General features: G+C 69.9%; 21 protein-coding genes and 1 pseudogene. 13 read left to right on the plus strand and 9 right to left on the minus strand.

The annotated features are described in order from the left end of the window. Positions 1 to 56 precede the first annotated feature (56 nt). Positions 57 to 1,283 (plus strand): pyroglutamyl-peptidase I, encoded by a 1,227-nt coding sequence (locus AC067M_RS02780; protein ID WP_478695150.1) that lies wholly within the window; start codon positions 57 to 59, stop codon positions 1,281 to 1,283. A gap of 3 nt (positions 1,284 to 1,286) precedes the next feature. Here the strand turns inward: AC067M_RS02780 and AC067M_RS02785 are convergent, their stop codons facing one another. The 3 genes from AC067M_RS02785 to AC067M_RS02795 all read right to left on the minus strand — a co-directional run bounded on the left by AC067M_RS02785 (position 1,287) and on the right by AC067M_RS02795 (position 3,631). After that, the gene (locus AC067M_RS02785; RefSeq protein ID WP_478695151.1) at positions 1,287 to 1,769 is read right to left on the minus strand and encodes a hypothetical protein; all 483 of its coding nucleotides are present in this window, start codon (positions 1,767 to 1,769) and stop codon (positions 1,287 to 1,289) included. 53 nt (positions 1,770 to 1,822) lie between these two features. Continuing rightward, on the minus strand, positions 1,823 to 2,731 hold the full coding sequence (locus tag AC067M_RS02790) for a hypothetical protein (RefSeq protein ID WP_478695152.1): 909 nt from the start codon (positions 2,729 to 2,731) through the stop codon (positions 1,823 to 1,825). Positions 2,732 to 2,818: 87 nt separating this feature from the next. Next, positions 2,819 to 3,631: an EI24 domain-containing protein gene (locus AC067M_RS02795; protein ID WP_478695153.1), complete on the minus strand. Its 813-nt coding sequence runs from the start codon at positions 3,629 to 3,631 to the stop codon at positions 2,819 to 2,821. A gap of 173 nt (positions 3,632 to 3,804) precedes the next feature. On the opposite strand from AC067M_RS02795, the gene AC067M_RS02800 reads away from it, so the two are divergent. Continuing rightward, positions 3,805 to 4,959, plus strand: coding sequence for a serine hydrolase domain-containing protein (locus tag AC067M_RS02800; RefSeq protein ID WP_478695154.1), 1,155 nt, complete (start codon positions 3,805 to 3,807; stop codon positions 4,957 to 4,959). A gap of 163 nt (positions 4,960 to 5,122) precedes the next feature. Here AC067M_RS02800 and AC067M_RS02805 read toward each other — a convergent pair whose 3' ends face one another. Next, positions 5,123 to 6,121, minus strand: a complete 999-nt coding sequence (locus AC067M_RS02805; RefSeq protein ID WP_478695155.1) for an NADP-dependent oxidoreductase — start codon at positions 6,119 to 6,121, stop codon at positions 5,123 to 5,125. An 88-nt stretch (positions 6,122 to 6,209) separates the two neighbouring features. Here AC067M_RS02805 and AC067M_RS02810 point away from each other — a divergent pair, with 88 nt between their 5' ends. Next, positions 6,210 to 6,659 carry a MarR family winged helix-turn-helix transcriptional regulator gene (locus AC067M_RS02810; RefSeq protein WP_478695156.1) on the plus strand — a complete coding sequence of 150 codons (450 nt, stop codon included), beginning with the start codon at positions 6,210 to 6,212 and terminating at the stop codon, positions 6,657 to 6,659. A 33-nt stretch (positions 6,660 to 6,692) separates the two neighbouring features. Here the strand turns inward: AC067M_RS02810 and AC067M_RS02815 are convergent, their stop codons facing one another. Both AC067M_RS02815 and AC067M_RS02820 read right to left on the minus strand, forming a co-directional pair. Further along, the gene (locus AC067M_RS02815) at positions 6,693 to 7,466 is read right to left on the minus strand and encodes a GntR family transcriptional regulator (RefSeq protein WP_478695157.1); all 774 of its coding nucleotides are present in this window, start codon (positions 7,464 to 7,466) and stop codon (positions 6,693 to 6,695) included. A gap of 4 nt (positions 7,467 to 7,470) precedes the next feature. Continuing rightward, positions 7,471 to 8,013 carry a GntR family transcriptional regulator gene (locus AC067M_RS02820; protein WP_478695158.1) on the minus strand — a complete coding sequence of 181 codons (543 nt, stop codon included), beginning with the start codon at positions 8,011 to 8,013 and terminating at the stop codon, positions 7,471 to 7,473. A gap of 165 nt (positions 8,014 to 8,178) precedes the next feature. Between AC067M_RS02820 and AC067M_RS02825 the strand changes: the two genes are divergently transcribed. Then, on the plus strand, positions 8,179 to 8,607 hold the full coding sequence (locus tag AC067M_RS02825) for an ATP-binding protein (protein WP_478695159.1): 429 nt from the start codon (positions 8,179 to 8,181) through the stop codon (positions 8,605 to 8,607). 37 nt (positions 8,608 to 8,644) lie between these two features. Here AC067M_RS02825 and AC067M_RS02830 read toward each other — a convergent pair whose 3' ends face one another. Continuing rightward, complete coding sequence (locus tag AC067M_RS02830) at positions 8,645 to 9,598, minus strand: SCO2400 family protein (RefSeq protein WP_478695160.1); 954 nt, start codon at positions 9,596 to 9,598, stop codon at positions 8,645 to 8,647. Positions 9,599 to 9,950: 352 nt separating this feature from the next. On the opposite strand from AC067M_RS02830, the gene AC067M_RS02835 reads away from it, so the two are divergent. From AC067M_RS02835 to AC067M_RS02870, 8 genes and pseudogenes are all read left to right on the plus strand, one after another. Beyond that, positions 9,951 to 11,108 carry a mandelate racemase/muconate lactonizing enzyme family protein gene (locus tag AC067M_RS02835; protein WP_478695161.1) on the plus strand — a complete coding sequence of 386 codons (1,158 nt, stop codon included), beginning with the start codon at positions 9,951 to 9,953 and terminating at the stop codon, positions 11,106 to 11,108. Next, a complete protein-coding gene (locus tag AC067M_RS02840) occupies positions 11,105 to 12,109 on the plus strand; it encodes a zinc-dependent alcohol dehydrogenase (RefSeq protein ID WP_478695162.1) in 1,005 nt (334 codons plus the stop codon). The genes AC067M_RS02835 and AC067M_RS02840 overlap by 4 nt, the downstream gene beginning before the upstream one ends. A gap of 110 nt (positions 12,110 to 12,219) precedes the next feature. Next, positions 12,220 to 13,188: a hypothetical protein gene (locus AC067M_RS02845; protein WP_478695163.1), complete on the plus strand. Its 969-nt coding sequence runs from the start codon at positions 12,220 to 12,222 to the stop codon at positions 13,186 to 13,188. A 142-nt stretch (positions 13,189 to 13,330) separates the two neighbouring features. After that, the gene (chvE, locus tag AC067M_RS02850; protein ID WP_478695164.1) at positions 13,331 to 14,443 is read left to right on the plus strand and encodes a multiple monosaccharide ABC transporter substrate-binding protein; all 1,113 of its coding nucleotides are present in this window, start codon (positions 13,331 to 13,333) and stop codon (positions 14,441 to 14,443) included. A gap of 31 nt (positions 14,444 to 14,474) precedes the next feature. After that, positions 14,475 to 16,025 carry a multiple monosaccharide ABC transporter ATP-binding protein gene (gene mmsA / locus AC067M_RS02855; RefSeq protein WP_478695165.1) on the plus strand — a complete coding sequence of 517 codons (1,551 nt, stop codon included), beginning with the start codon at positions 14,475 to 14,477 and terminating at the stop codon, positions 16,023 to 16,025. Continuing rightward, on the plus strand, positions 16,022 to 17,269 hold the full coding sequence (gene mmsB, locus AC067M_RS02860) for a multiple monosaccharide ABC transporter permease (RefSeq protein WP_478695166.1): 1,248 nt from the start codon (positions 16,022 to 16,024) through the stop codon (positions 17,267 to 17,269). The genes mmsA and mmsB overlap by 4 nt, the downstream gene beginning before the upstream one ends. A 93-nt stretch (positions 17,270 to 17,362) precedes the next feature. Then, on the plus strand, positions 17,363 to 18,412 hold the full coding sequence (locus AC067M_RS02865) for an aldose epimerase family protein (protein ID WP_478695167.1): 1,050 nt from the start codon (positions 17,363 to 17,365) through the stop codon (positions 18,410 to 18,412). Positions 18,413 to 18,559: 147 nt separating this feature from the next. Further along, positions 18,560 to 20,387, plus strand: a pseudogene (locus AC067M_RS02870) (pyridoxal phosphate-dependent aminotransferase). Positions 20,388 to 20,438: 51 nt separating this feature from the next. Here AC067M_RS02870 and AC067M_RS02875 read toward each other — a convergent pair. Continuing rightward, on the minus strand, positions 20,439 to 21,872 hold the full coding sequence (locus tag AC067M_RS02875) for a family 43 glycosylhydrolase (RefSeq protein ID WP_478695168.1): 1,434 nt from the start codon (positions 21,870 to 21,872) through the stop codon (positions 20,439 to 20,441). Then, on the minus strand, positions 21,854 to 22,834 hold the full coding sequence (locus AC067M_RS02880; protein WP_478695169.1) for an arabinan endo-1,5-alpha-L-arabinosidase: 981 nt from the start codon (positions 22,832 to 22,834) through the stop codon (positions 21,854 to 21,856). Before AC067M_RS02880 ends, AC067M_RS02875 begins: the two co-directional genes overlap by 19 nt. Before the next feature lie 331 nt (positions 22,835 to 23,165). Here AC067M_RS02880 and AC067M_RS02885 point away from each other — a divergent pair, with 331 nt between their 5' ends. Then, the gene (locus tag AC067M_RS02885; RefSeq protein WP_478695170.1) at positions 23,166 to 23,933 is read left to right on the plus strand and encodes an intradiol ring-cleavage dioxygenase; all 768 of its coding nucleotides are present in this window, start codon (positions 23,166 to 23,168) and stop codon (positions 23,931 to 23,933) included. Positions 23,934 to 24,276 lie beyond the last annotated feature (343 nt).

Raw genomic sequence — 24,276 nt, forward strand, 5'->3', positions numbered from 1 at the left:
CTTCCGTCACGCGATACTGCGCGGGTCCCCCACCGCGACGGAAGGACTCAACCTCCGTGCATGCCATACGAGTTCGGATCGGCGTCCTCGGCCTTTCCCTGTTGGCCGGTCTCTCGGCCCCGACGACCGCGAGCGCCACGGACGCGGCATCCGCGCCGACCGTCGAGGAGCAGCGCCTCGACCGGGCGGTGCCCCAGGAGATCCTCCGGCGGTCCGGATTCGACGACGTGGCACCGCAGTTCGCCCGTGCCCTGGGCACAGCACGCTCGTACGCGCAGGCCCGCCAGGTCGTCGTACGGGAGGGGTCGGCGCTGTGGCGGCGGGCGGTGGACCGGGCGCAGGGGCGGGGTCCGGCGGGCGGTGACCTCAGCCGGGACGACGACCGGCCGCTGTACTGGGCGCGGTTGGGGATGACGCGTGAAGTGCGGACGTGGCACCCGAAGTTCGGGCTGAGCGATGCCCGACGGGCGGGTCTGCTGGACGCGTTGGAGCAGAACTCGCGTGGGCAGACGTCCATCCGGTATCCGGCAGCCGGTGTCCGGCGCGTCCTCGTCACCGGTTTCGATCCGTTCACGCTGGACCGGGACGTGCGGATCTCCAACCCGTCCGGGGCCAGTGCGCTCGCCCTCGACGGGACGGTGATCGAGACGGCGCAGGGTCCGGCGCGGGTGGAGACCGCCGTGTTCCCGGTGCGGTGGGCGGACTTCACGCAGGGGACGGTGGAGCGGACGCTACGGCCGTGTCTGCCGAAGGTGGACCTCTTCGCGACCGTGAGCCAGGGGCGAGTCGGGCGCTTCGACGTGGAGCGGACCAACGGGGCCTGGCGGGGCGGTTTCGGGGACAACGACGACATCGGGCGGACCGAGACGATCCCGGTGACCGACCCGGCCTCGCAGCCGCAGTGGACGACCACGACCCTGCCGTACGCACGGATCGTGGCCGCGAACACCGGACGCTTCCCCGTGTACGACAACACGAGCGTCACCGAGATCCCGGCGGGAGGGACGCAAGCCGTCGTACGGCCGGACGGGCCTACGCCCGGGTCGACCGCGCGGGCGGGCGGCGGCGGGGACTACCTCTCCAACGAGATCGCCTACCGGGCGACGCTGCTGCGGGACCGGCTGGGCCTGCGCGAGGCGCTGCCGGGCGGGCATGTGCACACGCCGGTCCTGCAGTTCGGGACGGGGAACACCACCGACGTCACCGATCCCGAGTTCGTACGGAACCGGGGGGACATCATCGCGCAGGTGCGGGCGATCCTGGTGGCGGCGGTGGGTTCTTAGCCTCTACAGCGGGTCCTCGGTGCAGGAGTGCACCCAGCGGTGGGCGGAGATGTTGTTCTCCATCTTCTCGCCGCCGCCCGCCCCGTTCTCCGGGAAGTAGTAGAAGTACAGGTTTCCGTACGACCAGCCGTTCTGGATGCAGGCCCGTGCGCCGTCCCAGCCGCCGGCGTCGTCCGCGTTGTCCCAGTACACGAGGACGTCCTCGTAGGCGCCCGGAAAGCCCCGGTTCTCGACCGAGCTCGCCTGGTTGCGGATGCCGCCTCGCGGCGAGCAGGAGCTCCAGTTGGCGTCGTCGCCGCTCCAGGCACAGTACGTGCCCATGAGGCCCACGTACTCGTAGGCGTAGAAGTTTCCGTCGGCCGCGGCGGCCTGGGGCGCCGGGGCTTTGTGCGGGTCCGCCGCCTGGGCCGTCGCCGGTACGGCGAACGCGGCGAGGCCGGTCAGAACAGCCGCGACCAGGCCGGCGCGGAACGCAGTGGTCTTCATGCTCTTCCCCTTCTTTCGTGGTGGTCTTCCTCGTGGGTCAGGCCCGTGTCGGGTCAGTCGGTGTCGACGATCGCCCGGGCCCGTGGCAGCGCCGCGCGCTGCAGGCGGTCCCGCTCGCGGAACGTCGAGTGGTGCCCGGCCTTGAGCTCATCGCCGTAGTGGCTGCTGAGCCGGCCGACGGTGCGGGACAGCCCGCTGCTCAGCGCGCACTGTGCCTCGGCGACCGCCGTGCGCCGTTCCTCGGCCGGCGTGGCCTTGCCGGGCGCGTCCAGGAAGCGGGCACGGGCCGCCGCCGGGGTCGGGTGGGGCAGGCCGCGCCCGCGCATGCAGGCGGACCAGGCGTGTACGGCGTCGGCGTAGGCGGGGTCTGCGGTCACCTGCGACCGGCGCAGGCCGGACAGGGCCTGGGTGACGGCTTCGGCGCGGAACCAGGCCGCGAGGTCCCCGTAGAGCTCCCGCTCCGCCTCCGCGGTGCAGCCCTCGTCACTGCGGCCCACCTCGGCCCCGGAGGGCAGTTTCACGGTCAGCGCGTTGCGCTTGCGTCCGTGCAGCGCGTCCATCGCGGCGGCACGGCGTTCGGCGCCGAGCGACTGGGCGTAGCGCCGGTTCGGGTCGGCGTTCCGCAGCGCACGGGCCTGCCGCTCCAGGTCGCTTCCGTATCCGTGCTTCCTGGCCCAGGCGACGTCGTCGAGCACGTACGGGAAGTCCCGCTGCTCGGGTATCGGGTGCTCGGGCACCTTCCAGAGGGTGTACCCGTGCCGGTTCATGCATCGCTGGACGAGGGTCTGCTCCGCGTCGTACAGCAGTGACCGTTCGGCGGCGGACACGGGAGATGCGGCGGATGCGGGTGCCGGGACGTCGAGGGAGCTCTCCGCTTCGTCGCCGACCAAGGAGCCGCCCACCGTGGCGGCGGCGACGAGGCAGGTGGTGGTCAGCGCCCTGAGCGCTTTGCGTGCGTTCACGGGTCCCCCTGTTTCTGCGGTGGTCGACGGCCCGCGTCAGCGGATGTCGACCGGGGGACGGGTGGGGCGGGGTCCTCGTATGACAGTTCAGGGGGTGTGGCCGGGAAGCTCGGCGCGTTCCGGCTCCTCGGCGGCGTCGTCGCCGTCCTCCTCCGTCTCCTCCCCCAGCAGATCCCGCGCCAGCAGCGTCGCGCCCGCCACCGCGCCCGGCATCAGGAAGACCGCGACGAAGGGGACGAGGAAGGCGAGGCCGAGGGGGGTACCGAAGCCCCACACGAGGGTCTTGCGGGAACGCAGGAGCGCGAGGCGCTCGCGCAGTTCGACGCCTCGCCGCTGGAGGGCGACCGCGGTGAGCTCCTCGGTGAGGAAGAAGCCGGTGACGAAGAAGCCGAGCACCGGGACGACGGTCTGGCCGACGAACGGGAGGAAGCCGAGGGCGAAGAGCAGGACCGCCCACAGCAGCGCCCGCACCACGATGCGCAGACTGTCGCGGGCCGAGATCCACAGCTCGCGCCAGAGCGGAAGACCGGACTCGGGCGCCGTGCCGTCGGGGGACACGTCACGGTCGACCTTCTCGGAGAGGCTCTCGTAGAAGGGCTGGCCGACGAGGAGGGTGACCGCGGTGAAGGTCAGGACGGAGAGGAGAAGGGCGAGGGCGAACAGGACGACGGTGAGGAAGCCGCGGAAGAGGCCGAGCCAGGGGCTCGACCAGTCGTCGGCGAAGGGGGTCGCCCAGGCGACGAAGTCCTGACCCCACAGGGCGAGGGCGACGAGCGCCGCCGCGTAGAGGACCAGCGTTATCAGCCCGGGGACGAGCCCGAAGCCGTACTGCTTGCCGTGCCGGGCCACCCATCGCTGGCCCTTCAGGAGATATCCGAAACCCGCCCCGAGATCACGCATGGCCGAACTCTATCGAGGGGTGGCTCGATCGCCTGCGGCCGGTCTGCGGGGGGCGTTGAGTCGAAAGGGCCCGCCTCACCGTACCGATCCACAGCAGCTGAGAATTCACCCAGGTCGGACGGGCATTGTTCACCATGGCACACGCACACAGCGGCTGAAGTTGAGGAGAGCGGATGACGCAGGAGATCCAGGGCACCGTCGCCGACGGCTACGAGGCCGTGCGGGAGGAGTTCGCCGCTTTCGTGGCCAGTGAACGGCCCGATTACGAGGGGCAGTTGAGCGCCTACGTGGGTGGCCGCCGGGTCGTCGACCTGTGGGCCGGGGACGGCGTCGACGCCGGGTCCCTGTACGGCGTGTACTCGTCCAGCAAGGGCGCCGCGCACCTCGTGGTCGCGCTCCTCGTCCAGGACGGCACGCTGGAACTCGACCGCAAAGTGACCTATTACTGGCCCGAGTTCGCCGCTGAGGGCAAGGGCGCCCTGACCTTGCGCGAACTGCTCGCCCACCGGGCGGGGCTCGTCGGCACCGACACCGGCTTCACGGCGGCGGAGCTGGCCGACGACCGGCTGCTCGCCGAACGCCTCGCCGACCAGCGGCCGTTCTGGCGTCCCGGCACGGCCTTCGGCTACCACGCGCTGGTCATCGGCGCGCTCACCGGCGAGGTCGTACGGCGGGCCACGGGCCGTACGCTCCAGGAGGTGTACGAGGAGCGGGTCCGCGCTCCTTACGGGCTGGACTTCTTCCTGGGGCTGCCGGCCGTGCACGAGCCCCGTTTCCGGCCGGTGCAGCCGATGGAGCCGACCGCCAAGCAGCAGGCGCTCCTGGACTCGCTGGCCTCGGGGCCGCACACCCTCGCGTCCATCGCCTTCAACCGGCACACCGACGATCCGACCGACCTGGTGGCCCTGCCCAACGACCGTACGGTCCGTGCGAAGGGGCCGGCGTCGGTCGGTGGGGTGGCTTCCGCGCGCGGGCTCGCCGGGATGTACGCGGCGGCGATCAGTGACGTGGACGGGAAGGCGCCGCTGCTGAAGGAGGACACGGTGGCGGAGTTCGGGCAGTTCCACTCCGTGGGGTACGACCTGGTGGCCCGTACTCACAAGTCGTACGGGCTCGGTTTCCAGGCGACCGCTGACACGTGGCATGCGTTCCTGGGCGCGGGGGCCTTCGGACACAGCGGCGCGGGTGGGAGTCAGGCGTTCGCGGATCCGCGGAGCGGGTTGGCGTACGGCTACACGCGGCGGCGCAACGCGTTCCCCGGTGGGGCGGCGCCGGAGAACGAGCGGTTGGTGGGGGCGGTGCACAGGGCTGCGCTGGCGGCACGGTAGTCCTGGACCGGCACGGACGAAGGCCGCACCCCACGTACAGGGGTGCGGCCTTCTTCGTGCGTGACGAGTTGTGCGGGGTGCTGGTGCCGGGGAAGGCGGGTGCGCTTGCCCGCGTCGTCGGGTGCGCCGCACCCGCCCGTGCCGCCCCAGCGGCACGACTGCTCTACAGCTTCACGATCATCTTGCCCGTGTTGTCGCCTCGCAGGACACCGAGGAACGCCTCCAGGTTGTTCTCGATGCCCTCGACGACCGTCTCGCGGTACTTGAGGTCGCCGTTGCGGACCCAGGGGCCGATCTCCTGGACGAACTGGGGCTGGAGGTCGTAGTGGTCACTGACGAGGAAGCCCTCGATGCGGCCGCGGGTCTGGATGAGGCGGGCGAGGTTCCTCGGGCCGGGTGCGGGCTCGGTGTTGTTGTAGACCGAGATCATGCCGCAGACGGCGATGCGGCCCTCCTCGTTGAGGGAGCCGATGGCCGCCTCGAGGTGGTCGCCGCCGACGTTGTCGAAGTAGACGTCCACACCGTCGGGCGCGGCCTCGCGCAGCTGCTCGCTCACGGAGCCGTTCTTGTAGTTGAAGGCCGCGTCGAAGCCGTACTCCTCGACGAGGAGCTTGACCTTGTCGTCGGAGCCGGCGGAGCCGATGACCCGGGAGGCGCCCTTGAGCTTGGCGATCTGGCCGACCTGGCTGCCGACGGCACCGGCCGCGCCGGAGACGAAGACGGCGTCGCCCTCCTTGAAGGAGGCGGTGCGCAGCAGGCCGGCGTAGGCGGTGAGGCCGGTCATGCCGAGCACGCCGAGGTACGTCGACAGCGGCGCGGCCTCGGGGTCGACCTTGACGGCGTTCTTCGCGTCCAGCGCCGCGTACTCGCGCCAGCCGAGGAAGTGCAGCACGTGGTCGCCGACGGCGATGCCCTCGGCGTTGGAGGCGACGACCTCACCGACGGCGCCGCCCTGCATGGCCTTGCCGAGTTCGAAGGGGGCGACGTAGGACTTGGCGGCGCTCATGCGGCCACGCATGTAGGGGTCGACGGAGAGGTACTTGTTCCGCACCAGCACCTGACCCTCGCCCGGCGTGGGGACCTCCGCCTCGACCATGGCGAAGTCCTCGGGCTTCGGCCAGCCGACCGGGCGGCTGAGCAGGTGCCATTCGCGGTTGATCATGACCAGACCTTTCCATTTACTTCAGTACCTGAAACAACCATGCTCCTGAATATTTCAGGTTGTCAAGTAAACGGGTACCCTGGATCGCATGGTCACACCACAGCAGACCCGCCGACCCGACGCCCTGACGCTGGAAGTCGTCGAGCTGATCGGGGAGGTCGTGGCCCGCTACTACGAGGACTACGAGGAAGCCGCCGCCGGTCACACGCTCACCGGCGCGCAGGCCCGGCTGCTCAGCCTGCTCTCCCTGGAGCCGCTGCCGATGCGCAAACTGGCGCAGAAACTGAAGTGCGAGCCGTCGAACGTGACGGGGATCGTGGACCGCCTGGAGTCGCGCGGTCTGGTCGAGCGGCGCCCGGACCCGGCCGACCGCCGGGTGAAGGTCGCGGCGGCGACCGACGAGGGGCGCCGGGTGGCCCGGGGACTGCGCGAGTCGCTGCACTTCGCCCGGGAGCCGCTGGCCGGTCTGTCGGAGGAGGAGCGGCTGGTGCTGCGGGGGCTGCTGGCGCGGATGCTGCGCACGGACACCGCCGCATAGGCCCCGAGATCCAATCGCCCGGGGATCGACTCGTCACTCGGGGACGAACTCGTACTGCACCTCGTACAGGTGCCCCGCCTTCACCATCACCGTCGCCTCGACGGGCCGTTCGCCCTCGCTGTGGACGATGCGGAGCGTGCGCAGGACCGGGGTGCTGCTGGTGAGCCGGAGCGCCCGGTACTGCTCCTGGGTGGGGACACGGGCGGAGACCCGGTCCACGCTCCGGCGGGGCGGGTGGCCGAGCTGTGCGAGGAGGGCGGGCGTTCCGCCCCTGATCCGGCGGCGGTCCATCAGCGCCGTGTCCCGGGCGATCTCCCAGGGGTAGTAGCAGGTGACCAGTTCGGCGGGTTCGCCGTCCACCAGCAGGAGCTGGCCGCGCTGTAACACCGTGCCGTCCTCCGGGAGGCCGAAGGCCGCGCGGACGTCGGCGGGCGGGCGGCATTCGCTGACGTCGAGGAGCGCGCTGCGGGCCTGCGCGCCGTGCCCGGCCGCCTCGGTGAGCCAGCCGTAGGTCTGCCCGGGGCCGCCCGTGGCCATGGAGGCGGCAGGCCGCACCGTGCGCCGGCGGTGCTCGCGGACCGTGACCGCCGCGCCCGCCCGGCCGATCACCAGCCCCTCCTCCTTCAGCAGGTGCAGGGCCTTCTGCACGGTGGCGTTGGAGGCGTCGAAACGGGTCTTCAGCTGCGCGGTGGACGGCAGGTTGGCGCCCGGCGGCAGTTCCCCGCCCATGATCTCGTCCCGCAGGTCGGCCGCGATCCGCTCGTGCAGCGAACGGCGGTCGGGGGCGTCCGGTTCGGCCTTGGGCACGGCGTCACCCGATCCTGATCTCGTAGCGCAGTCGCTGCCGGAGGGCGGGCATCACCATACGGTCGACCTGGATCGGCCGGTCGTCGCGGTCGAGGGTGAGCCTGATCAGCCGGAGCACGGGCTCGTCGGGCGCGGTGCGCAGGGTCGTGCGCTCCTCCTCGTCGGGCATCCCGGCGGTCACGTCCTCCCGGACGAGGGCGCCGACGTGGCCCAGTTCGGCGAGGAGGGTGACGGCGCCGCCGGGGATCTTGGCGGGGCGGGCGAGGGCGGTGTCGCGGGCGATGCCGATCGGGTAGTAGGTGTCGGTCAGTTCGTTCGGCTCCTCGTCGAGGAGGATCAGCCGTCGTCGTACGACGACGGGCTCGCCCTCGGCGATGGCGAACAGCTCGGCGACGGCGGCCGGCGCGGGTACCTCGCCGGCGTGCGCGATCCGCTGGCTGCCCCGTCGGCCCCGGGCGGCCGCCTCGGCGCCCCAGGCGTCGCCGTGTCCCGACCGGCGGGGCGTCAGATACGGCAACGACGTGCTGACCCAGCTGCTCGCGCTCAAGACGTCCTCCCGTCGGGGCTCTCCGGCCTTTTGTGCCCTACACGTTAGGCGACGCGTCCGAACCACTCCCATCCCCTGTACCTTTGGCCCGACCTTGCCGCTTTTCGTGAACAGAAGTAACGTGACGCCCGCTGGACGCCCCAGGAACCACGGAGGACGCCCACCATGCCCGCGCCACGGCAACGCCGTTTCCCCCGCTCACGCACCTCCGTGCGCGAAGCCCGGGACTTCGCCCTCCAGGTCCTCGGGGACTGGGGCTGCACCGACCGGCTGGACGACATACGCCTGTGCGTGTCGGAACTCGCCACCAACGCCCTGCTGCACGGAGTGCCTCCCGGCCGGGAGTACTGCGTGAACCTCTCTCTCGACGGCACGGTGATCCGCCTGGAGGTCCGCGACACCGGCGACCGCCGGCTGACCGCCCATCACCTGCGGCCCGACCCTCCCCCTGACGAGTGCTCAGGCCGCGGTCTCCTCCTGGCGCGAGAGCTGGCCGACGACTTCGGCGTGACCGAACACGTGGTCGGCAAGACGGTCTGGGCGACGTTCAAGACGGGTTCCGTGCCACGCCAGTTGGCCGAAAACGATTGGTGAGTCTCGGTGCGGACGGGGCGCCCGTGCCCCAAGTGCCTTACGTGCACCACCACAAGAAGCGGTTGCACGTCTCCGAAGGTGAAGGGGCCGGCTCCGGCTTCGAGGTGGCCGGGGCGGAGGTGGGGGCGGTCGTCGGGGTGGGGTTCGCCGGCGGGGCCGTCGTCGGGCTGGTGGGCCGCGGGGCCCTCGTCGCCGACTGGGCGTCCTTGTCCTTGTCCTCGTCGGGCTTGCCCGACTCGCTCTCCGACGGGGACGCGGAGGGTGAGGCGGACGCCGAGGCGTCCGGGGAGGCCGACGTCGAACTCCCGCCGCCACCCTTGCCGTTGGGAGCCTCCGCCGGGCGTGCCGTCTCCTCCGCCTCCGCCGAGGTTCCGCCCTCCGCCGAAGCGTCCCCGGCGCTCGCCTCCTTGGGGTGCGAGCCCGGCGCGTCCAGGCCCAGCTCCGCGAGGCTCAGACCGCCCGCCGCCAGCACGAAGCCTGCTGCGACCAGCAGGACACGGCGACGGCGCCGCCGGTGCGCGGCCGCCTTGCGGTCCCGACGACTCGCGACCGCACCGGCGGGCCCGGTCGCCTCCTCGACGACCCCCCGCCCACGCCCTCGTCGACGGCCTCGGTCCCCACGCCGAGCCGCCCGCCCCCGCGGCTCGTCCTCGTCCTCGCCGTCCCAGTCGTCCGCGCCGGCCTCGGCCCCGTACGCCTCCTCGTCGGCGCCTCGCCCAGGCCCCCGGCGACGCCCCTGCTCGCGGCGCCTGGCAGCTCGGCCGCGCGGCTCACCCTCGTCGTCGCGGCCGCTCCCGTCGTGAGCGTCGTAGCCGCCCGCCTCCCGGCCGGTCCCGGTCTCGTACGGCTCGTCGGCGTCGGTCTGCCGCACGTCCGCCTGCCGCACGTCCGCCTGCTGCACGTACGCGCGTAGAGGTTCCGCTGGGGCGCCGCAGCCCGGGCAGGCGAGGGCGCCGTTGAGGTGCCGTCGGCACGGGTGGCAGTAGTCCATGACGCGGGAAGACTAAGTTCCGGCCAGGTGACGTTCCTAGGGTCCTCTGTGAAAGTTATGTGGGAAACCCACCGTTCCGGCACACCCCCTGAAGGAAACGGCCCACCATTCCACTCCAACTTGCGGCTTCCCACGGGAATCGCGGCATCACCACCCCTTCTCCCCGAGATCACCTCGAAACCGGCCATCGAAACTGTCGAAACCGTTATGTGTGCGACCCATTGACACTCGAGGCGCCCCGTCCTTACTGTCTGCCCAGCATTTCGAACGCGTGACGAAATCTCGAACACGCCGAGACGCACCTACACCAGCCGACGTACGCTTACCGACGAAGCAGCAAGGGGCAACTGCCGTGCGCATCACCGGAATCAGCACACACGTGGTCGGGACGCCGTGGCGCAACCTGACCTACGTCCAGGTGCACACCGACGAGGGCATCACCGGAGTCGGCGAGACCCGGATGCTGGGCCACACCGACGCGCTGCTCGGCTACCTGCGGGAAGCCGAGAACAATCACATTCTCGGGTCGGACCCGTTCGCTGTCGAGGACCTCGTCAAGCGGATGAAGTACGGCGACTACGGCCGCGCGGGCGAGATCGTGATGTCCGGGATCGCCGTCATCGAGATGGCCTGCTGGGACATCAAGGGCAAAGCCCTCGGCGTGCCGGTCTGGCAGCTGCTGGGCGGCAAGGTGACCGACAAGGTCAAGGCCTACGCCAACGGCTGGTACACCACCGAGCGCACCCCGGAGGCCTACCACAAGGCCGCCCGCGGGGTCATGGAGCGCGGCTACAAGGCGCTCAAGATCGACCCCTTCGGCACCGGCCACTTCGAGCTCGACCACGAGCAGAGCCTGTACGCCGTCTCCCTCATCGAGGCCGTCCGCGACGCCATCGGCCCGGACGCCGAGCTGATGCTGGAGATGCACGGCCGTTTCTCCCCGGCCACCGCGGTCCGCCTGGCCAAGGAGCTCGCGCCATTCAAGCCGGCCTGGCTGGAGGAGCCGGTTCCGCCGGAGAACCTGAAGGCGCTGGAGAAGGTCGCCGCCAAGGTCGACATGCCGGTCGCCACCGGTGAGCGCATCCACGACCGGATCGAGTTCCGCGAGCTCTTCGAGAGCCAGGCCGTCGACATCATCCAGCCCGACGTCGGCCACATCGGCGGCATCTGGGAGACCCGCAAGCTGGCCGCCACCGCCGAGACCCACTACATGCTGGTGGCCCCGCACAACGTGGGCGGGCCGGTCCTGACCGCCGCCTCCCTCCAGGTCGGCTTCACCGCGCCGAACTTCAAGATCCTCGAGCACTTCAACGACTTCGCGGACGCGGACATCAAGAAGGTGATCAAGGGCGCGCCGCAGGTCGTGGACGGCTACTTCCACCTCTCCGACGCGCCGGGTCTCGGTGTGGAGCTGGACGTCGACGCGGCGGCCGAGTTCCCGCAGCAGCAGGCCCGCTTCGACCTGTGGGCCGAGGGCTGGGAGCAGCGCAAGCCGAAGGGCTCCAAGTGAGCACCGCTGTCGTGATCGAGGCGCCGGGCGAGCACCGGCTCACCTCGCACGAGCCCCGGCAGCCGGAGGCCGGTGAGGCACTCGTCCGGGTGCACGCCGTGGGCATCTGCGGCAGCGACCGCGAGGTCTACCAGGGCAACCGGCCCGAGGGCTACGTCCGCTATCCGCTGACCCCGGGCCACGAGTGGTCCGGGACGGTGGAGGCGGTCGGCACCGGGGTACCGGAGTCGCTGGTCGGCCGCAAGGTCGTAGGCGAGGGCTTCCGCAACTGCCAGGTGTGCGACCGCTGCCACGCGGGCGAGACGACCCTGTGCACGGCCGGATACGAGGAGACGGGCTTCACGCAGCCGGGGGCGATGGCGAGCACGCTCACCCTCCCCGCGCGGCTGCTGCACGCCCTGCCGGACGACGCCGACCTGTCCGCCGCCGCCCTGCTGGAGCCGGCCGCCTGCATCGCGGCCGCCGCGATCAAGGCGAACGCCCGGCCCGGTGAGCGGGTCGCGGTGGTCGGCACCGGGACGCTCGGCATGTTCGCCGTGCAGTTCCTGAAGGCGGGCTCCCCGGCCGAGCTGCTCGTCGTCGGCACCAAGGGCGACCGGGAGGCGCTGTCGCGGCAGTACGGGGCCACCGACTTCCGGCTGCGCGACGAGGAGCTCCCCGACGACTTCGACGTGGTGATCGAGACCGCCGGGTCCGCGTCCGCCGCGCGGACCTCCGCCGCGCTGCTCAGGCGCGGCGGCCGGCTGGTCCTGACCGGTATCCCGGCGCCGGGCGCGGAGGGCCTCGACCCCACCGACCTGGTCGTACGGCAGCTGGAGGTGCACACCGTCTTCGGGGCGCCGCCGGACGCCTGGGCGCACACCGTGCGGGTCTTCGGCGCCGGGCTGCTCGATCCGACGCCGCTGATCACGCACGAGCTGCCGCTCGCAGAGTTCTCGCAGGCCATCGAGCTGGTGGGATCCGGCGATCCGAAGGTGGGCAAGGTCCTGCTCCGCCCATAGACGTACGCCGGTACGGGGGCGACCTGACGGTCCCCGTACCGGCGTACACCCACATACGTACGCCTTGAGTCGCGAACCTCGCCCGAAATATCGAACACGAAGGACACTCAGTGACCGACGTCTCCGCCACGGCGCCCCGTCGACCCGGTGAGCAGGCGCTCGCCGCGCTCGGCCTGGGCGCGCCCGAGCTCTCCCCCGCCGACGCCTCGCCCCACACCTTCCCGGGTGGCGGCCGCTGGCGCACCGAGATCCCCTCGTGCGAGGGGCCGGAAGCGCTGGCCGTCGTCCTCAAGGAGGCCTCGCGCCTCGACGTGCCGGTCCACCGGATCAGCCAGGGCAGCGGCATCTGGATGCTGACCGACGCCGAGATCACCGAGATGGTCGACGCCACCGGCGAACGCGACATCGAGCTCTGCCTCTTCACCGGCCCGCGCGGCACGTGGGACATCGGCGGCTCCACCCGTACCGACTCGCGCGGCGGGGGTCTCAGAGCCCGCGGCCACGACGCGGTGGCCGGCTGTGTGGAAGACGCCGTGCGGGCCACGGAGCTGGGCGTCAAGTGCCTGCTCGTGGCCGACGAGGGCGTGCTGTGGACGCTGCACCGGGCGCGTGCGGCCGGCATCATCCCGGCCGACACCACGCTGAAGGTGTCCGCGCTCATCGGTCCGGTCAACCCGACGGCGTACGCGGTGTACGAGCGTCTGGGCGGCGACTCGATCAACGTGCCCAGCGACCTGACGCTCGATCACCTCACGGAGATCCGGCGGGTGTCGGGCGCTCCCATGGACATGTACGTCGAGGCGCCCGACGATCTGGGCGGCTACATCCGGATGTACGAGATCGCCGAGCTGATCCGGCGCGGTGCGCCGCTGTATCTGAAGTTCGGCCTGTCCAAGGCCCCGGGGATCTACCCTTACGGGCACCACATGCGGGACCTGACACTGTCCACGGCCAAGGAGCGGGTGCGGCGCGGCCGGCTCGCCCTGGACCTGCTCGAGCGGCACGGAGCGGCCGGCGACATGGCCCCGCTGGGCTCCCGGCTTCCCGGCGAACTCAACAGGTTCGCCATCGGGTCATAACGTTCCGGAAACCTCGCTTCACAGAAGCTCCCACAAGCACGCAGAATCCCACACATCTGTTCGGTGTCCCGGCAACCGATCCTGCCGGGAGTGTCCTCGCATCGCGAGACCGACCCCTGCACAACCATCAAGGATGATGACCATGCGTAACCGCAGAGCCGCTCTCGCCGCCATAGCCGGAGCCGCGTCCCTCGCCCTCACCCTGTCCGCCTGCGGCCAGAACAGCGAGGGAGGTGCCAAGGAGGACAAGGGCAGCGCCAAGGGCGGGACCATCGGCATCGCGATGCCGACCAAGTCCTCCGAGCGCTGGATCGCCGACGGCAAGAACGTCGTCAAGGACCTCCAGTCCAAGGGCTACAAGACCAAGCTGGTCTACGGCGAGGACGACCCCGACCAGCAGGTCTCGCAGATCGAGAACCTGATCACGCAGGGTGTCAAGGGCCTGATCGTCGCGGCCATCGACAACAAGTCGCTGAACAACGTGCTTCAGCAGGCGAAGGACGCGGACATCCCCGTCATCGCCTACGACCGTCTGATCCTCGGCACGCCGAACGTCGACTACTACGCGTCGTTCGACAACGAGAAGGTCGGCGAGCTGCAGGCCGGCTACCTCGTCGAGAAGCTGGGTCTGAAGGACGGCTCCAAGAAGGGCCCGTTCAACATCGAGCTGTTCGCCGGCTCCAACGACGACAACAACACGAAGTACTTCTTCGGCGGCGCGATGAAGGTCCTGCAGCCGTACATCGACAAGAAGCAGCTCGTCGTCAAGTCCGGCCAGACCAAGCTGACCCAGGTCACCACCCTGCGCTGGGACGGCGCCACCGCGCAGAAGCGCATGGAGGACGTCCTCACCTCGACCTACAAGAGCGACAAGGTCGACGCCGTGCTCTCGCCCTACGACGGCATCTCCATCGGCATCCTCGCCGCGCTGAAGTCGGACGGCTACGGCTCCAAGAGCAAGCCGCTGCCGGTCATCAGCGGCCAGGACGCCGAGCTCGCCTCGGTGAAGTCGATCATCGCGGGCCAGCAGACGCAGACCGTCTACAAGGACACCCGTGAGCTGGCCAAGGTCGCCTCGAACATGGTCGACTCGGTCCTCAACGGCAAGAAGCCGGAGGTCAACGACACCAAGACCTACAACAACGGCTCCAAGGTCGTGCCGGCCTACCTGCTCCAGCCGGTGAGCGTCGACAAGTCGAACTACAAGCAGGTCCTGGTCGATGGCGGCTACTACACCGAGTCCGACCTCAAGTAACCGTCAGACCTACTGATTGGAAGGCACGACCATGGCGGGACCCGTCCTGGAAATGCGCTCGATCGTCAAGACCTTTCCCGGTGTCAAAGCGCTGTCGGACGTCACGCTGACCGTCCGCCAGGGCGAGGTCCACGCCATCTGCGGTGAGAACGGCGCTGGCAAGTCAACCTTGATGAAGGTGCTCTCCGGCGTCCATGCGCACGGCACGTACGAGGGTGACATCCTCTTCGAGGGTGACGTCTGCGAGTTCAAGGACATCCGCGCGAGCGAGGAGCGCGGCATCGTCATCATCCACCAGGAGCTGGCGCTGTCGCCGTACCTCTCGCTGGCGGAGAACATCTTCCTCGGCAACGAGCACGCCAAGGGCGGGTTCATCGACTGGAGGGAAACCCTGCGGCACGCCACCGACCTGCTGCGCCGGGTCGGTCTCGACGACCACCCGGAGACCCGCGTCGCCGACATCGGCGTGGGCAAGCAGCAGCTGGTGGAGATCGCGAAGGCGCTGTCGAAGAAGGTGAAGCTGCTCATCCTGGATGAGCCCACCGCGGCGCTGAACGACGAGGACAGCGGCAAACTCCTCGACCTGATCCTGGAGTTGAAGAACCAGGGCATCACCTCGATCATCATCTCCCACAAGCTCAACGAGATCCGCAAGGTCGCCGACTCGGTGACGATCATCCGCGACGGGCGGTCCATCGAGACGCTCGACGTGAAGGCGCCGGAGACGACCGAGGACCGGATCATCAGCGGCATGGTCGGCCGCGACCTCGACAACCGCTTCCCCGAGCGCACACCGCACGAGGCGGAGGTGGGCGCGGCCCCCGCGCTGGAGATCCGCGACTGGACCGTGCACCACCCGATCGACCAGCAGCGCAAGGTCGTCGACGACGTGTCGATCAACGTGCGCCGGGGTGAGATCGTCGGCATCGCGGGCCTCATGGGAGCCGGCCGCACCGAGCTCGCGATGAGCGTCTTCGGGCGCGCCTACGGCCGGCACGCGGGCGGCACCGTCCTCAAGGACGGCAAGGAGATCCGTACGAAGACCGTCGCGGAGGCGATCGATCACGGCATCGCGTACGTCACCGAGGACCGCAAGCACTACGGCCTCAACCTCATCGACAACATCAACCGGAACATCTCGCTGACCGCCCTGGGCAAGGTCGCCAAGCGCGGTGTGGTCGACGAGCACGAGGAGCGGAAGGTCTCCGAGGGCTTCCGCAAGTCCATGAACATCAAGGCGCCGACCGTCTTCGAGACGGTGGGCAGGCTGTCCGGCGGCAACCAGCAGAAGGTCGTACTCAGCAAGTGGATCTTCGCGGGTCCGGATGTGCTGATCCTGGACGAGCCCACACGCGGTATCGACGTCGGCGCCAAGTACGAGATCTACACGGTCATCGACAAGCTGGCCGCCGAAGGCAAGGCGGTCGTCTTCATCTCCTCCGAGTTGCCGGAGCTGCTCGGAATGTGCGACCGCATCTACACCATGGCCGCGGGGCGGCTCACGGGAGAGTTCTCCCGGGCCGAGGCCACGCAGGAAGTGCTGATGCGCCAGATGACGAAGGACAAAGAGGTAACCCGATGAGCACGGATGTGACCGCCAAGACCCCGGCCCCGGCGCCGCCCGGGAAGTCCGGCGGATCAGCGGCGGGAGGCGGCCTGCTGCAGCTGATGCTGGACGGCCTGCGCCGCAACATGCGGCAGTACGGCATGCTGATCGCGCTCGGCCTGCTCGTGGTCCTGTTCGCGGTGTGGACCGACGGCGACCTGCTGCTGCCCCGCAACGTCTCCAACCTGGTGCTGCAGAACAGCTACATCCTGATCCTCGCGATCGGCATGATGCTGGTGATCATCGCGGGCCACATCGACCTGTCGGTCGGCTCGTTGACGGCGTTCGTGGGCGCGTTCGCGGCCGTGCTGACGGTTCAGCACGATGTGGCGTGGCCCTTGGCCCTGGTGCTGTGCCTGGTGGTGGGCGCGGTGGCCGGCTCGGTGCAGGGATACCTGATCGCGTATCTCGGCATACCGTCGTTCATCGTCACCCTCGCCGGGATGCTGCTCTTCCGCGGCCTGACGGAGATCTTCCTCGAGGGCCAGACCCTCGGCCCGTTCCCGGACGGTCTGCAGAAGCTCGGTAACGGCTTCCTGCCGGAGGTCGGCCCGACCACCAACTACCACAACATCACGCTGCTGCTGGGCCTCGTCCTGGCCGGCTTCGTGGTCTCCCAGGAGATCCGGGACCGCAAGCGCCAGCAGGAGTTCTCGCTGGACGTGCTGCCGAGGAACGCCTTCCTGCTCAAGCTCGTCGCCATCATCGCGGCGGTCGCCGCCGTCACGATGCTGCTCGCCAGCTACAAGGGCGCGCCGATCATCCTGCTCGTCCTCGGTGTGCTGGTGGTCGGCTACGGCTACGTCATGCGCAACGCGGTCTTTGGCCGGCACATCTACGCGATCGGCGGCAACCTGCCGGCGGCGAAGCTGTCCGGCGTCAAGGACAAGAAGGTCACCTTCTACGTCTTCCTGAACATGGGCGTGCTCGCGGCCCTCGCGGGCATGGTGGTCGCCGCCCGTCTGAACGCGGCCTCTCCGAAGGCGGGCCTGAACTTCGAACTCGAGGCGATCGCCTCGTCGTTCATCGGCGGCGCGTCCATGAGCGGCGGTGTCGGTACCGTCCTCGGCGCGATCATCGGTGGTCTCGTCCTCGGTGTGCTGAACAACGGCATGAACCTCCTCAGCGTCGGCACCGACTGGCAGCAGGTCATCAAGGGCCTCGCCCTGCTGGCCGCGGTCGGCTTCGACGTGTGGAACAAGCGCAAGTCCGGTTCCTGAAACCGGAACGGGCCCCGCCGGAAGGCGGGGCCCGTTTTTTCTTTGTCTGGGGTTTTCTTTGTCTGGGTTTTCTTTGTCCGGGGAAGGCAGGAAGTGGTGAAGAAGCTCTTCGGCGAGCTCGCCGACGGCACGAAGGTCTCCAGCTGGTCCCTGGAGAACGGCGGGACCCGGCTGAAGGTCCTCGACTACGGCGGGGTCGTCCAGTCCCTGGAGATCCCCGACCGGCACGGCCGGTACGCCAACGTCTCCCTCGGCTTCGACAACATCGGGGACTACGTCGCCGGCAGCCCGTACTTCGGAGCGCTGATCGGCCGGTTCGGCAACCGCCTCGCCAAGGGCCGCTTCACCCTGGACGGCGAGAGCCACCAGCTGCCCGTCAACGACGGCGACAACACCCTGCACGGCGGTCCGGAGGGCTTCGACCGGCGCGTCTGGGAGGTCGAGCCGTTCACCGAGGGCCCCGACGTCGGCCTGCGCCTGTACCTCACCAGCGCCGACGGCGAGATGGGCCACCCGGGCACGCTGAAGGTGAAGGTGACGTACACCCTCACCGGCGACGGCGACTGGCGCATCGACTACGAGGCCACCACCGACAGGGCCACCGTCGTCAACCTCACCAGTCACGTCTACTGGAACCTCGCCGGCGAGGCCGGCGGCTCGGTCCACGACCACGAGCTGCAGATCGCCGCCTCCCGCTACCTGCCCGTGGACGCGGGACTCATCCCCACCGGCGAACCGGCGGACGTGGCGGGCACCCCGTTCGACTTCCGCGAGGCCAAGACGGTCGGCCGGGACCTGCGCGTCGCCCACCCGCAGCTCCTGCACTGCAAGGGCATCGACCACAACTACGTCCTCGACAAGGGCCTCACGGACCGCCCCGAGCACGTGGCCACCCTCCGGGACCCGGCCTCCGGCCGCACCCTGAGGATCGCGACCACCGAACCGGGCCTGCAGTTCTACTCGGGCAACTTCCTCGACGGCACCCTCGTCGGCAGCGGCGGCACCGTCTACCGCCAGGGCGACGCCCTCTGCCTGGAGACCCAGCACTTCCCCGACTCCCCGAACCAGCCGTCGTTCCCGTCGACCGTGCTGCGACCAGGACAGACGTACCGCACGACGACAATCCACACCTTCAGCCACTGAAACCCGTGAAACCACACTCGTTCCACAACAGTTGAACAGCCCCACCCCAGCCTCCGTATCCATGGATGGCCCGTGCTCCCCCGCGCGGGCCACCCATATTCGACGGGCCCGGCCGTCCCCACCGGACCCGCCCCATACGGAGGTTCCATGGCCGACAACGTCACCTCGCTGTTCCGCAGCACCGCGGCGCACAGCCCCTCCATGGCGGCGTTGACGCGCGAGGGCGGCGAGGGAACCGGGCCGGTGGACTTCTGTATCCCGTGCAACCCCTACTTCCCGACCCCGGCCATGTTCGAGGAGATGGCGGGGCGCCTGCGGGACATCATCACGTACTACCCGAGCAGCGCCGACACGATCACGGCCGAGCTGTGCAACCTCCTCCAGCTTCCGCCGCAGTGCGTGGCGATGGGCAACGGCTCGACCGAGCTGATCACCTGGATCGACCATCTCCTGGTCCGTGAGTCCCTCGCCATCCCCGTCCCCACGTTCGGCCGTTGGACCGACCAGCCCATGGAGACCGGCAAGCGGGTCGACATGTTCCCGCTCCAGGAGTCCAACGGCTTCGCCCTCGACCTCGCGCAGTACGCCGAGTTCATCCGGGCCCGCGGCACCCGCGTCGCCGTCATCTGCAACCCGAACAACCCCGACGGCGGCTTCCTGCACAAGCACGCGATCGTGCAGTTCATGGACGCGATGGCCGACCTCGACCTCGTCGTGATCGACGAGTCGTTCCTGGAGTTCGCCGACGCCGAGGCCGAACCCAGCGTCGTGCACGAGGCGATGCTGCGCCCGAACGTCGTCGTCCTGCGCAGCCTCGGCAAGAACTTCGGCCTGCACGGCATCCGCTTCGGCTACCTGGTCGCCAACCCCTCCCTGGCCGGCCGGGTCCGCGCCATGCTGCCCAAGTGGAACCTCAACTCCTTCGCCGAGCATGTCGTCTTCATGCTCAAGGAGCACGGCCCCGAGTACGCGCAGAGCCTCCAGCAGGTGCGCCGGGACCGTCTCGACATGGCGAGCCAGCTCTCCGCGCTGCCCGGCCTGACGGTCTACCCGTCGCAGGGCAACTTCCTCTTCGTGCGCCTCCCCGTGGGCGCCGAGGGCACCGTGGTCCGGGACCGGATGCTCACCGAGCACCGGATCCTGGTCCGTGAGTGCGGCAACAAGATCGGCTCGTCCAGCCGCTTCCTGCGGCTCGTGGTGCGCCCCCAGGTGGACGTGCGTCGCCTGGTGTCCGGCCTGGAACAGGTGCTCTACGGGACCAGGAGGGGAGCCGCCGTACCCGAGCTGGGTACAGGGAACCAGTACAGCTCGGGTACGGCGGCGGTGGACCGCCTGGTCAGCGCCACCAACGGCGCGGGCCTGCAGGGCCTCGCCGCTCAGGCGGTGGGAGCCGTCGGCCTGCAGGGTCTTGCCCCCGCCGCGGCCGCCCCGATGCCGATGCCCGCTGCGGCCCAGGCCCCCGCCCCGTCCAACGGCGCCGGGATGCCGATGCCGGCCGCGGCCCAGACCTTCCCCCAGCCGGTCGCCACCCCGGGGGGGGGGGGGGGGGGCCTGTCTTTCCCCCCCCCCCCCCCCCCCCCCCCCCCCCCCTCCCCCCACCCCCCCCCCCCCCCCCCCCCCCCCCCCCCCCCCCCCCGCTCCTGCCCCCGCTCCCGCGGCCTTCCCGACGCCGGTCCCGCCGGCGTCCCCGATCCCGCCCGCGTCCCCCTTCCCGGCCGCGTCCCCCTTCCCGGCCGCGCCCCCCGCCTCGCCCGCGACCCCCGTCCCGGCGGCGGCACCGGTTCCGGCCGCCGCCGCGATGGCCCCGCCGCCCATGGGCCCGACCCCGCCCGGTGTCCCCGCCCGAGGTGGCCTCACCGCCGCCCAGGTACGCGGCACGACAGGCATGCCGGGCGGCCTGACCACGGCCCCCGCGACCGGCTGGCCCAACGCCCAGAGCTGGCCGAACGCGGCGGGCATGGGCCAGGCGGGCTGAGCAAGACCTGAGGAGGGCCCACCAGAGCCATCCAGAGCCCTCCAGAGTCTTCTAGACGGGGTTCAGCTTCCACTGCTGGCAGTTGTTGTTGAGCCACGACCACTGACGTACGTCGGCGGCGTCCGCGGTGGAGCAGTTGGCGACGTCGGCGACCTTGCCGGTGGCCTGGTTCACGATCCGTACGTAGCCGCTGTCGGTGACGAGGAACCGGAACCGCTGGCAGGTGTTGTTCAGCCAGGACCACTGGCGCAGGTCGGCACCGTCGGCGGACGAGCAGTCGGCGGTGTCGAGGACCTTGCCGGTGGCGACGTTCACCAGACGGCTGGTGTCGTCGCCCTGGTCCTCGATGCGCCACTTCTGGTTGTTGCCGCCGTTGCAGGAGTACTGCTGCACGTTGGCCCCGTCGGCCGTAGAACTCCCGGCGACGTCCAGGCACTTGCCGCTGTTGCGGTTGCTGATCGTGTACGTCGTGGAGGTGGTGGCCGGCTCTCCGGACGGCCCGTTCATGCCCGCCCCCAGCGCGACGGGCGTACCGAGGTTCGGCGTACCGTCGGCGTTCCAGGTGAACTTCTGCGCCCGTGTCGTACGCCCGTTGTCGCAGCCGTCGGAGGCGGAGTCGTTGGCGTGGTAGACGATCCAGCTCTCGCTGCCGTCGGGTGAGGTGAAGAAGCCGTTGTGGCCGGGCGCGTAGACCCCGGCGGCGTCGTTGCGCTGGAACACGGGCGTGGACTTCTTGGTCCAGGAGGACGCGGAGAGCGGGTCGGAGCCGGTGAGGGTGAGCTGGCCGAGCTTGTAGTCGGGGGTCCAGCAGCCGCTCGCGGAGTAGATCAGGAAGGTCTTCCCGCCGCGCTGGAGGATCTCGGGGCCTTCGTTGACCGTGCCGTTGCGCTCCCAGTCGTAGGTCGGCGTGGAGACGGTGGAGAAGCCGGTGGCGAGGGTGTACGGGTTGGACATCCGCGCGGCGACCAGGTTCTGTGTCCCGCCGCCGCTCGCGCTGCCGAAAAGGTACAGCTGGCCGTTGATGGTGGCGACCGTCGGGTCCAGCATCCAGGAGGAGTTGAGCTGGCCCTTGTAGGTGTACGGGCCCATCGGGTCGGATCCCGTGCTCTCCAGCACCTGGGATCTCTGCGTGGGGTTGTAGTCGGAGATGTTCTGTCCGGCGACGTAGTACAGGTACCAGCGGCCGTTGAGGAAGTGGATCTCGGGCGCCCAGATGTTGCAGCAGCGCGAGGCGGCGTCACCCTTCCACACCTGGACGCTGGGCGCGGTGGCCAGCCCGGCGAGGGTGGCCGACTTGCGCATGGTGATGACGTCGGTCCAACTCGTCGTCACCAGGTAGTAGTTGCCGTTGTAGTAGGAGATCCAGGGGTCGGCGCCCTTCTGGGTCTTGATCGGGTTGCTGAACGAGGCCGCGCCGGCGGACGGCTGCCCGATGGACAGGGCGAGGAGAAGTGCCGCGAGGAGGGTCAGTATGCGACGGGCCATCCGCTGCTCCAGTTCAGTAGGTTGACGCCGAGCTTCGGCGTTCCGTTGTCGTTGCCGTCGTAGTAGTGGTAGACGATCAGGTCGCCGCCGGAGTCGTTCATGATCGACTGTCCGCCGGGCCCGATGACGCTGCCGTGCGACTCCAGCACCGGTGTCCCGCCGTTGTTCATCAGCGAGACGCCGTTCCTGTCGTAGTAGGGCCCGGTGACGCTGGTGGCGCGCCCGACCTTGACCTTGTACGTGGAGCTGGTGCCGGCACAGCAGGTGTCGTAGGAGGCGAAGAGGTAGTAGTAGCCGCCCCGCTTGACGATGTAGGGCGCTTCCACGGCCTTGGTCCCGGTGGGGCGGGAGGCGATCGAGTAGCGGGTGGTGTGGGAGGAGAGCTGTTTCCCGGTGGACGGGTTGATCTGGATCATCTTCAGCCCCGTCCACCAACTCCCGAACGACAGCCACCACTTGCCGTCGCCGTCGACGAAGAGGTTCGGGTCGATGGCGTTGTAGTCGCTGGAGGTGGTGGAGGTGTAGACGGTGCCCTGGTCCGTCCAGGAGCCGGGCAGGCCGGTCGTGGAGGTCGCCAGCCCGATGGCGGACTTGTTCGAGCCGAAGGTCGAGACGGCGTAGTACATCAGGTACTTGCCGCCGTGGCACGAGATGTCGGGCGCCCACGCCTCGGTGGTCCCGTACGCCGACCACCACCCGGGCCTGCCGGCGAACGCGTCGCCGCCCGCGCTGAAGGCGATCCGGTCGGTGGAGGTGCGGTAGGCGAGACCGCCGCCGGTCGCGTACAGCAGGTAACGGCCCGACGAGGTGCGGATCATCGTCGGGTCGTGGACGACGGTGGCGCCGGTGACGCGGCCGGGGTTGGGGTATGCCGACGCGGTGCTCGGAACCAGGGCGAGCAGTAAGGCGGCGGGCAGCGCGAGGAGTGCGGTGCGCTTGCGGAGGCGGGAGGTGCGGCTCACGTGGGTCCTCCTGGGAAGTGGGGGGATGTCCGCAATCTCGAACACTGATCGCAGATTCGGACGGAACGTAGAATCGAATCCCTTGCGCGTCAATGGTTCGCGCGCGCACCCGAAACACTTCGAGAAACGGTGAGGCTCCCGGCCGACCGGCTTTCGGCCGGGAGCCTCCGCCCGTTCCACGACGATCTCCTGAGCGCCACCTGAGGTGAGGCGGCCGGCCGCGACCGGCCGCCTCACCGTCTCGGGCCCTGTCCGGCAGAGGACTTGACGGAAAGTCACTTTGCCCAACTGACAGGTTGCCAACAGGATCGGCTCCTACGGTGCCGTGTCCATGACAGACACTCCGAAAGTTCGCAGCACCATCGCGCGCCGTACCGTGCTGATCGCCACGGGCGCCACAGCAGCCACCCTCGCCGTGGGCGCCGCCGCGCCCGAGGCGCCGACCAGCGAGGCCGCCGAGACCGCCCCCGTGGCCGCGGCGGCCGTCTGCACCCTCACGAAGGAGATGACCGAAGGCCCCTACTACCTCGACGGCCAGCTCGTCCGCGCCGACATCAGCGAAGGCAAGGCGGGCATCCCGCTCAAGCTCGCCCTCACCGTCGTCGACGACGACACCTGCGTCCCGCTCAGCAACGCGCTCGTGGAGATCTGGCACTCCGACGCGCTCGGCGAGTACTCCGGCTTCGTCGGCAACAACGGCCACAACGAACCCGACAACGGCACGTTCCTGCGCGGCGGCGTCCTCACCAACGCAAGCGGCGTCGCGAACCTCACCACGATCTACCCCGGCTGGTACCGCGGCCGCTGTATCCACATCCACATCAAGGTGCACACCAACGTCACCCTGACCTCCGACGGCTCCTTCACGGGCGGCCAGGAACTCCACACCGGCCAGCTCTTCTTCGACGAGACGATCACCCGCCGCGTCGCCGCGATCTCCCCGTACTCCACCAACACGGTCACCCGCACCACCCTCGCCCAGGACTCCATCTACGACGACGGAGGCGCCGCGTCCGGCCTCCTCACCCTCACGGCCCTGGGCAGCTCGACGTCGGCGGGTTACGCGGGGACGCTCACGCTGGGCGTCGAGCGAAGCTGAACCTCAAACCGCCGTAGCGCCTGGCCGAGGCGCCCTGGGCCACCGCGCTGTCGGAGGTGCGGCGGTCACCCAGGGCGCTGCGGTGTCCAAGGCCTGCACAGGTCGACTTCCGCGCGCACGGTCCGGCTCACCTCCGTCACGAAGTGACCGTGGGGGCCGCCCGCTTCCTTGTCAGTGTCGTGCTTCCACGGCCCGCCTCAAGGGCGCTTCGCGTCGGCTACGCCGATCGGCCTGCGGCCGCCCCTTGACCAGGTCCGCTCCAGCACGGGTGAGAAGCGAGCGGGCGGCCCGGAAAAACGGGTGGCCAACGCCTGCTTGCGGGCAGAGGCCTGCTGCGTTGTGG

Source organism: Streptomyces sp. NPDC043427 (genome assembly GCF_056436655.1).

What these genes read in the sequence shown, in the direction of transcription:
- AC067M_RS02785 (WP_478695151.1), bottom strand. Translation starts at nt 1,769, where the DNA reads ATGAAGACCACTGCGTTCCGCGCCGGCCTGGTCGCGGCTGTTCTGACC.
- AC067M_RS02795 (WP_478695153.1), bottom strand. Translation starts at nt 3,631, where the DNA reads ATGCGTGATCTCGGGGCGGGTTTCGGATATCTCCTGAAGGGCCAGCGA.
- AC067M_RS02800 (WP_478695154.1), top strand. Translation starts at nt 3,805, where the DNA reads ATGACGCAGGAGATCCAGGGCACCGTCGCCGACGGCTACGAGGCCGTG.
- AC067M_RS02805 (WP_478695155.1), bottom strand. Translation starts at nt 6,121, where the DNA reads ATGATCAACCGCGAATGGCACCTGCTCAGCCGCCCGGTCGGCTGGCCG.
- AC067M_RS02810 (WP_478695156.1), top strand. Translation starts at nt 6,210, where the DNA reads ATGGTCACACCACAGCAGACCCGCCGACCCGACGCCCTGACGCTGGAA.
- AC067M_RS02825 (WP_478695159.1), top strand. Translation starts at nt 8,179, where the DNA reads ATGCCCGCGCCACGGCAACGCCGTTTCCCCCGCTCACGCACCTCCGTG.
- AC067M_RS02830 (WP_478695160.1), bottom strand. Translation starts at nt 9,598, where the DNA reads ATGGACTACTGCCACCCGTGCCGACGGCACCTCAACGGCGCCCTCGCC.
- chvE (WP_478695164.1), top strand. Translation starts at nt 13,331, where the DNA reads ATGCGTAACCGCAGAGCCGCTCTCGCCGCCATAGCCGGAGCCGCGTCC.
- mmsA (WP_478695165.1), top strand. Translation starts at nt 14,475, where the DNA reads ATGGCGGGACCCGTCCTGGAAATGCGCTCGATCGTCAAGACCTTTCCC.
- mmsB (WP_478695166.1), top strand. Translation starts at nt 16,022, where the DNA reads ATGAGCACGGATGTGACCGCCAAGACCCCGGCCCCGGCGCCGCCCGGG.
- AC067M_RS02875 (WP_478695168.1), bottom strand. Translation starts at nt 21,872, where the DNA reads ATGGCCCGTCGCATACTGACCCTCCTCGCGGCACTTCTCCTCGCCCTG.
- AC067M_RS02885 (WP_478695170.1), top strand. Translation starts at nt 23,166, where the DNA reads ATGACAGACACTCCGAAAGTTCGCAGCACCATCGCGCGCCGTACCGTG.